The 7,782-nt window shown below is 74.2% G+C and carries 8 protein-coding genes; 5 read left to right on the forward strand and 3 right to left on the reverse strand.

From position 1 onward, the window contains the following. Nucleotides 1–43: 43 nt before the first annotated feature. Together ACZ5DC_RS33645 and ACZ5DC_RS33650 are read right to left on the reverse strand one after the other, a co-directional pair. Nucleotides 44–1,936 (reverse strand): sensor histidine kinase, encoded by a 1,893-nt coding sequence (locus tag ACZ5DC_RS33645; protein ID WP_468659092.1) that lies wholly within the window; start codon nucleotides 1,934–1,936, stop codon nucleotides 44–46. After that, nucleotides 1,926–2,687 (reverse strand): response regulator transcription factor, encoded by a 762-nt coding sequence (locus ACZ5DC_RS33650; RefSeq protein ID WP_468659094.1) that lies wholly within the window; start codon nucleotides 2,685–2,687, stop codon nucleotides 1,926–1,928. The genes ACZ5DC_RS33645 and ACZ5DC_RS33650 overlap by 11 nt, the downstream gene beginning before the upstream one ends. A gap of 112 nt (nucleotides 2,688–2,799) precedes the next feature. Here ACZ5DC_RS33650 and ACZ5DC_RS33655 point away from each other — a divergent pair, with 112 nt between their 5' ends. The 5 genes from ACZ5DC_RS33655 (at nucleotide 2,800) to ACZ5DC_RS33675 (ending at nucleotide 7,260) form a co-directional block, all read left to right on the forward strand. Further along, nucleotides 2,800–3,507: a hypothetical protein gene (locus tag ACZ5DC_RS33655; RefSeq protein WP_468659096.1), complete on the forward strand. Its 708-nt coding sequence runs from the start codon at nucleotides 2,800–2,802 to the stop codon at nucleotides 3,505–3,507. Further along, nucleotides 3,488–4,654, forward strand: a complete 1,167-nt coding sequence (locus ACZ5DC_RS33660) for an efflux RND transporter periplasmic adaptor subunit (RefSeq protein ID WP_468659098.1) — start codon at nucleotides 3,488–3,490, stop codon at nucleotides 4,652–4,654. Before ACZ5DC_RS33655 ends, ACZ5DC_RS33660 begins: the two co-directional genes overlap by 20 nt. A 101-nt stretch (nucleotides 4,655–4,755) precedes the next feature. Next, nucleotides 4,756–5,433 (forward strand): ABC transporter ATP-binding protein, encoded by a 678-nt coding sequence (locus tag ACZ5DC_RS33665; protein ID WP_468659122.1) that lies wholly within the window; start codon nucleotides 4,756–4,758, stop codon nucleotides 5,431–5,433. Next, nucleotides 5,430–6,674, forward strand: coding sequence for an ABC transporter permease (locus ACZ5DC_RS33670; RefSeq protein WP_468659100.1), 1,245 nt, complete (start codon nucleotides 5,430–5,432; stop codon nucleotides 6,672–6,674). Before ACZ5DC_RS33665 ends, ACZ5DC_RS33670 begins: the two co-directional genes overlap by 4 nt. A gap of 112 nt (nucleotides 6,675–6,786) precedes the next feature. Beyond that, complete coding sequence (locus ACZ5DC_RS33675) at nucleotides 6,787–7,260, forward strand: nuclear transport factor 2 family protein (RefSeq protein ID WP_468659102.1); 474 nt, start codon at nucleotides 6,787–6,789, stop codon at nucleotides 7,258–7,260. Nucleotides 7,261–7,278: 18 nt separating this feature from the next. Here the strand turns inward: ACZ5DC_RS33675 and ACZ5DC_RS33680 are convergent. After that, nucleotides 7,279–7,782 (reverse strand): DUF1015 domain-containing protein (locus tag ACZ5DC_RS33680; protein WP_468659104.1); only part of this gene is annotated, 504 nt, incomplete at its 5' end.

A 7,782-nucleotide genomic window follows, 5' to 3' on the forward strand; every position in this document is an offset into this window, starting at 1 on the left:
CCGGTACTGCGGAGGAGGCTCCGGTCGACCGCGCGGCAGCCGTTCAGCACGGCGGCGAGGGAAGCCCGGGCAGTCGCAGCGTGAAGGTCGAGCCGGTGCCCGGGGTGCTGTGGGCCTCGACCGTGCCGCCGTGTGCCTCGACCAGCTTGCGCACGATCGACAGCCCGAGCCCGCTGCCGCCGGTCTGGCGCGAGCGGGACTTCTCGGCCCGCCAGAAGCGGTCGAAGACGTGCGGCAGGTCCTCGGGCGCGATCCCCGGGCCCGTGTCGCGGACCTCGATCCGGACGCCCGCCCTGACGGCGGTCCCCGTCGCCGTCCCGGTCCGGGCGGGGCCGGGCACGTCACCGGCCGCCGTCAGCCGCACGGTGCCGCCGGGCGGTGTGTGGCGGATGGCGTTCGACACGAGGTTGCCGACCGCCTGCCGCAGCCGTACCGGGTCGGCCGGCACCGTCAGTTCCGGGTCGGCCGCCACCACGAGCCGCACCCCCGCGGCCTCGGCGCGCGGGCCGTGGCCCTGGGCCGTCTGGGCGAGGACGTCGGCCACGCTCAACGGCTCGGTGACCAGCGGCAGTTCCCCCGCGTCGGCCGCCGAGAGGTCCCGTAGGTCGTCGATGACGTGCTGGAGCAGCACCGCCTCCTCCAGCACCGAGGCCACCAGCTTCTCGTCCGCCGGGACGATGCCGTCCTCGACCGCCTCCAGCCAGCCGCGGATGTTGCTCAGCGGCGTGCGCAGCTCGTGCGCCACGTCGCTCACCATCGCCTTGCGGGCCGACTCCAGCTGCTCGCGCCGCCGTGACATCGCGTTGAACGCGGCCGACAGCCGGGCGATCTCGTCACCGCCCGTCACCTCGACCCGCGCCGAGACGTCCCCGGCCTCCATCCGCTGTGCGGCCAGGGTGAGCCTGCGCAGCGGCCGCACCAGCCGGATGCCCGCGAACGCGGTGACCGCGACCGTCACGAGCAGCACGAGCGCCGCTCCCCCCGCGATCCGCAGCTTGCTGGGCGCCGACAGGTCGAGGAAGGTGGTGGCGGTCCGGTCGCCGGGGCTGCTGACGTAGAGCCGGGCGGCGGGCGCCACGTACGGCTTGAGTTGTTCCGCGCGCCCGGTCGCGACGCAGTCCCGCACGTCCTTGCCGGGCGGGGGGTCCGCGGACGTGGAGCGCGTGCGCGCCGGCTGCCAGGACCCGTCGAGCAGCACGTGCACCTGGCCGAACCCCCGCCGCGCCAGGCAGCTGCCGATCAGGTCGTCGAGGGTGTCGAGCGCCTTGCGTTCGGAGGGCATCGGGTCGTTCAGCACCGGCTGCTCGCACCGCGGTCCGACGCGCTGCCCGGCCGGTGTCCGCACGGCGGGCCGGCCGCTGGGACCCGTCACCACCCGCGCCGCGACGCCCTGCGCCCGCAGGCACGCGACGACGTCCCGGGCCGTCCCCAGCAGTCTGGCGCTCTCGCCCTCCGAAAGCCGGTACGGGCCGACGGCACGCGGGTCGATCCCGCCGTCCCGCGCCGCGGCCGGCAGCCGTCGTGGATCGACCGACAGCGGGTCGACGACGGCGGTCGGCCGGGGAGGGACCACGTACGGGTGGCCGGGCACCGGAGCGGAGTCCGCGAGCGTCCGGTCACCGTCGCGCAGCACGATCCGGTGCCCCGTCGTCCGCCCCAGCGCGGCCACCGTGGAGCCCACCGCGTCCCAGTTCCGGTGCCGTGCCGCGTAACCGATCAGCACGTCGTACGTCCTGGTGTCGTCGGCGAGGTCCTTGCCCTGCTCCTGGCGGATCGCCACGGCCGTCGACCGTACGACCACCCACGCGGTGGCCGCGATCGAGCACACCGACACCAGGGCCGCCACGGCGAGCAGGCGCAGGAGCAGGCTGCGGCCCAAGGGAACGGCGAAAGCCCGGTCCGCGGACGGCCGGCCGGACCGGACGTCACCGCTCATGGCGCACACTCCCGGCCCGGGGCGGGTGTGTGTCGTCGGACAGCTTGTAGCCCACCCCGTACACGGTCACCAGGCACCGCGGCCGGCGCGGGTCCTGCTCGATCTTCCGCCGCAGGTTCATCACGTGCACATCGACCGTCCGCGTGGTGATGTACCGGTCGAAGCCGTGCAGCCGCTCCAGGATCTGCGACCGGCCGAACACCTGCCCCGGCCGGCCCGCGAGCACCTCCAGCAGCCGGAACTCGCCCGGGGTGCAGGAGATCCGCGTACCGTGCGCCCACACCTCGTGCCGGGCCGGGTCCACGGTCACCGGGCCCGCGGTCAGCAGGTCGCCGCCCGGTGTGCCGGCCGCCGCACCGGGCGCCGCCGGCCGGGTGCGGGCGCTGCGCCGCAGCAGCGACCGGATGCGGGCCATCAGCTCACGGGGGCTGAACGGTTTGGTCAGGTAGTCGTCCGCGCCCAGGTCCAGTCCGAGCAACAGGTCCTCCTCGGTGGACCGGGCGGTCAGCATCAGCAGGGGCAGCCCTTCGAGGCCGGCCTCGGACCGGACGGTCCGGCAGACGTCGAGCCCGTCGAGACCGGGCATCATCACGTCGAGCACCAGCAGATCGGGCAGGCGCCGGCGGATCTCGTCGAGCGCGGCCCGGCCGTCCCGGACGAGGGTCACGCCGTGGCTCTCGTGTTCCAGGTAACGGCGGATCAGTTCGGCTTGCTTGGCGTCATCCTCGGCGACGACCACATGCGCACACATGCGAGGAGTCTAGGAACACCCATGACATCCATGAACACCTCGCGCACGAGGACACGGCAGGGCCATCGCTTCCTGACACACCTCTGACATTCGCCCGGCAGCCTCTGCCGTCATGAGAAACGAGACGGGCCGGCCGCACCCCGCCGCCGGCGCCCCCGGCGGGGCACGCGCCCCGCGCCGGACCCACCGTGTCCCGGCCGTCGTCCTGACCGCCGCCCTCCTGACGGCGGGCGCCGCCCTCACGGCCTGCGGCGGCAAAGGCGGAGGCAGTAGCGACGGCGGCCGGAAGGCGGCGGACAGCGGCATCGCGTCGTTGGCGACCCCGTCGGCCGGCGGCGGCACACCGGGGGCGGCCCCCTCCGCGCGGTCCTCCACCGCCGCCATCGACGCCAAGCGCCCGCAGCTGCGCCTCGACAGCACGCAGGAGGAGACCGACCGGCTGTGGGACGCGTACTGGGCGTGCCTGCAGGCCCACGGCGTCCCCATGAACAACGCGCGGGTCGACCGCCCCGGCAAACAGGCGCCTCCCGTGGACGACCCGAAGGTCGCGGACCGGTACAAGGCGCAGTACCACGCATGCCTGTACAAGATGCCGCTCCAGCCGGTCGAGGAGCGCCCCGAGACCAACCCGCACTACGCGGACGACTACCGCGCCTACGTCACGTGCCTGAGACAAAAGGGCTTCAAGGTGCACGAGGTCTTCACGTCCGACGGGAGCCCCGACGGCTGGACCGGTGACGACGACGGCGGCAGTCTCCCGACCGGCAAGGCCGACGACGACTGCCGCGTGGAGGCGTTCGGTGGCAAGGGCAAGAACTGAGGCCGGCGCACACGCGTCCACCGGCCGCGGCACACGCGCCGGCGGCCGGATCGCGATCGCCGTCGCCGTGCTCGCCGTCGTCGCGGGCGGGGTCTACGGCGGAGTCGCGCTGAAGCGGCACGGGGACGCCGGCCGGGCCGAGCCGCCCGGGGTGCCGTCCGCGCAGACCACCCTCATCCGGCGCGCCGACCTGTCCGACAGCAAGGAGCTGCCCGGCACACTCGGCTACGGGGCGCCGGTCACGGTCAAGGGCACCGGCAAGGGCGTGATCACCAAGCTGCCGGCGACCGGATCGACGGTGACCCGGGGCAGGCCCCTGTACTGGGTGGACGACCAGCCGGTCGCCGTCTTCTACGGCGGCACCCCGGTCTTCCGCACCCTGGACGAGGCGGCCGTGAAGGCGGGGGCGAGCGGCTCCGACGTGACCGTCCTCGCGGACAACCTCAAGGCCCTCGGCTACGACATCGGCCCCGAGCCGCGCCCCACCGCGTCGTCCGCCGGCACGGGCGAAGCCCCCGGAGCCGTCCTGACGTCGTCGCTCCTCGACGCGCTGAAGCGGTGGCAACGCGACACGGGCCGGCAGCAGACGGGGACGCTCTCGGCGGGCCAGGTGGTCGTGCTGCCCGGCGCGGTCCGGGTGGGCGCGGTCAAGGCCCAGCTCGGCGACCCGGCGGAGGAGGAGGTCCTGTCGGTGACCTCCCTGCGCAAGTCGGTGTCGGTGACGGTCGACGCCGGTGACGCGGCCGAGGTCCACCAGGGTGACAAGGTCGTCGTCACCCTCCCCGACACCCGGCGCGTACGGGGGAAGGTGGCCTCGGTGGGTACGACGGTGGAGGGCGGTCCGGACGGCGACGCGTCCGGCAACGACACCACTCCGTCGGTACGGGTCACCGTGGTGCCGGTGGACAGCGCCTCGGTCGGGAACCTGGACGCGGCATCCGTGCGGGTGACCTTCACGACCCAGACCCGCAGGCACGTCCTCACCGTGCCGGTGGGCGCGCTGCTGGCGCTCCAGGAGAGCGGGTACGCGCTCCAGCGCCCGAGCGGACAGCTGGTCGCCGTGAAGACGGGACTGTTCGCCAAGGGCCGGGTCGAGGTCTCGGGCGCGGGGATCGCGGAGGGGCAGCGGGTGGTGACGGCGTCGTGAACACACTCCCCATCGGCGTCGGCGGCGACACGCCGGCCCCGCGTGCCGTACCCGCCGGACCGCCGTCCGCGGCGGCCGGACCCGCCGGGCCGTCACCCGTACTGCGGCTCACCCACGCGACCAAGGCGTTCCCCGGCGGCGTGACGGCGCTCGACGACGTGTCCCTGACGATCCACCAGGGTGAACTGCTCGGCATCGTCGGCCCTTCCGGCTCCGGCAAGTCCACGCTGCTGAACATCATGGGCACGCTCGACCTGCCCACCCGCGGCACCGTGGAGATCGCGGGACAGGACGCGGCGGCCCTGAGCGACCGCCGGCTGTCCGCGCTGCGCGGACGATGGCTCGGCTTCGTCTTCCAGCAGTTCCACCTGACGGACGGGCTGACCGCGGCGGAGAACGTCGCCACGGGACTGCTGTACGCGGGGGTGCCGCGCCGGCGGCGCACCGCGCTCGCGCTCGCCGCGCTGGAACGGGTCGGACTCGGCCACCGGGCCGGGCACCTGCCGCACCAGCTGTCCGGCGGTGAAAGGCAGCGCGTCGCGATCGCCCGCGCACTGGTGGGCGAGCCGGCCCTGGTGCTCGCGGACGAGCCGACGGGCGCGCTGGACTCCGCCAACGGCCGGGCCGTGCTCGACCTGCTCGTGCGGCTGAACGCGGAGGGCACCACCATTGCCGTGATCACGCACGACGGGTCCATCGCGGCGCGGTTGCCGCGCCGGGTGGAGATGCGCGACGGGCGGATCGTCAGGGACACCGGTGCCCCGGGAGGGAACCGGTGAGCGCCGCGCGGAAGGCGCCGTTGCGCGCCGCCGGCTCCGGAAGGCTCGCCCGTCCGGTCCGGCAGAGCCCGTCCGACGTGCTGCGGCTCGGGCTGATCGGCATCCGTACCCGCAGGCTGCGTGCCGCGCTGTCCGCGCTGGGCATCTCCATCGGCGTCGCGACCCTCGTCCTCGTGACGGGGATCCCGGCGTCCAGCCAGCGAGCGCTGGACGACCGGCTGTCCGCGCTCGGCACGAACGTGCTGCGCGCGGTCCCGCAGCGCGACCAGGACCCTCCCGTACTGCTGCCCGCGTCCGCCGACAGGATGGCCGCCCGCATCGGGCCGGTCACCGCGACCGGACAGGTCGCCAACACCCACCAGCTGGTGCACCGGTCGGACCGGACCGACCCGCACGACGGACTGGGTCTCTCGGTCCTCGCCAGCGGCGACGGCCTGCTGCCGGTGGTCAACGGCCGGGTGCGGGCGGGGAAGTTCCTCGACCCGGCGACCGACCGGCTGCCGACGGCGGTCCTCGGCTACGAGGCGGCGTCCCGCCTCGGTGTGACCAGCCTGCCGCCGGGCCGGCAGGCACCGCAGATCCTCGTCGGAACGACGTGGTTCACGGTGATCGGCATCCTCGATCCGCTGCCGCTCGCGCCGGACCTGGACCGCTCGGTGCTGGTCGGCTGGGAGGCGGCGCGCAAGGCCCTCGCGTTCGACGGGCACCCGACCGTGGTGTACGTGAAGGCCCGCGAGGACGCCGTCGAGGCGGTCTCGTCCGTGCTGCCGGCCACGCTGTACCCGGAACTGCCGGGACTGGTGCAGGTCAGCCGCCCCTCGGACGCCCTGGCGGCGAAGCGGGCGACGAACAGCGCCTTCTCGTCGCTGTTCCTGGGCCTCGCCGGGGTGGCGCTGCTCGTGGGCGCGATCGGCGTGGCGAACACCATGTACATCTCGGTGCTCGAACGCCGCAAGGAGATCGGCCTGCGGCGCGCGCTCGGCGCGAACAGGGGTCAGATCAGGGGGCAGTTCCTCACCGAGTCGGTGGTGCTGTCACTCCTCGGCGGGGTCGCGGGCACGGTGACCGGAGTCCTGGCCACCGCCGGTTACGCCGTCTACGAGGGCTGGCGGCCCGTGATCCCGCCGGCGGTGCTCGGCGCGGGTGCCGGCGGTGCCGTGGTCATCGGGATGCTGGCGGGTGTGTACCCGGCGATCCGCGCGGCGCGGCTCACACCGACCGAGGCACTCGCCACGACGTGAGCTGCCTCCGGCACGGAGGTGTCACCGGAGGAAGGTGTGCACACGCCCGCGAGCGGCCCGGGACACTTCAGGTGTTATACCTGGAGCAGACCCGTGCCGTTTGGAGGACACCATGCCGACGTCCACCCCCGTGCCCGCCGACCCCGCGTCGGGCCACCGGGCCATCGAGAACCTGATCGCCCGGTACGCCGAGCTGGTGGACGACGGCGACTTCGCGGGGCTCGGCGCGCTGCTCGCCGACGCCACGTTCACGGGCAGCGGCGAGCCGGTGAGCGGGCGCGCGGCGATCGAGAAGATGTTCCGTGACACCGTGATCGTCTACGCCGACGGTACGCCGCGCACCCAGCACGTCACCACCAACACCGCGATCGAGGTCGACGAACAGGCGGGCACGGCGCGGGCACGTTCCTACGTCACCGTGTTGCAGGCGCTGCCGGACCTGCCACTGCAGCCCATCGCGGGCGGCCGCTACCACGACCGCTTCGAGCGCCGTGCCGGGCGGTGGCGCTTCGTGGAGCGGAAGGTCCGTATCAACCTCGTCGGTGACGTGAGCCGTCATCTGCGGCAGGCTGCCGCACAACGGTAGGCCGTGCGAGCCGCCGGTTCAGATGTGCAGGGCCCGCAGGACGAGTCCGGAGGCCGGTTTGGGGCCGAAGGACGTTGACTTGCGGGGCATGGTCACGCCCTGGCGGGCCAGGTCGCGTACGACCTCCTCGCGCACGGGGTGCATCAGGACCGCGGTACTGCCGTCGCGTTCGGCCTTGTCCACCGTGGCGGCCGTGTCGTGGATGTAGGCGATGTGGGCCGGGGAGTCCTCGGGGATGTGCCAGACGTGCTCCAGGAGCGTGGCGTGCAGGACGGTGGCGTCCAGGGCGCGCCAGGCGGGCGGGCGGTCGGCGGGGACGGTGCGGGCCAGGAGGTCGGGGTCCGGGCGGTCGAGGAGGTGGAAGGCGCCGTCGCCGGCGAGCAGGAAGGCGTTGCCGGCGCAGGCCGCGTCCGCCAGTGTCTCCAGGGCCTGGGCGAGGGGCTTGTCCAGGTGCCGTACCCGGAACAGGCCGTCGACCGCGGCCAGCGCGTCCGTGACGGGCAGGCCGTGCAGCAGCCGGTG

The sequence above is a fragment of the Streptomyces sp. NPDC031445 genome (assembly GCF_055581365.1).

What these genes read in the sequence shown, in the direction of transcription:
- ACZ5DC_RS33645 (WP_468659092.1), bottom strand. Translation starts at nt 1,936, where the DNA reads ATGAGCGGTGACGTCCGGTCCGGCCGGCCGTCCGCGGACCGGGCTTTC.
- ACZ5DC_RS33650 (WP_468659094.1), bottom strand. Translation starts at nt 2,687, where the DNA reads ATGTGTGCGCATGTGGTCGTCGCCGAGGATGACGCCAAGCAAGCCGAA.
- ACZ5DC_RS33655 (WP_468659096.1), top strand. Translation starts at nt 2,800, where the DNA reads ATGAGAAACGAGACGGGCCGGCCGCACCCCGCCGCCGGCGCCCCCGGC.
- ACZ5DC_RS33675 (WP_468659102.1), top strand. Translation starts at nt 6,787, where the DNA reads ATGCCGACGTCCACCCCCGTGCCCGCCGACCCCGCGTCGGGCCACCGG.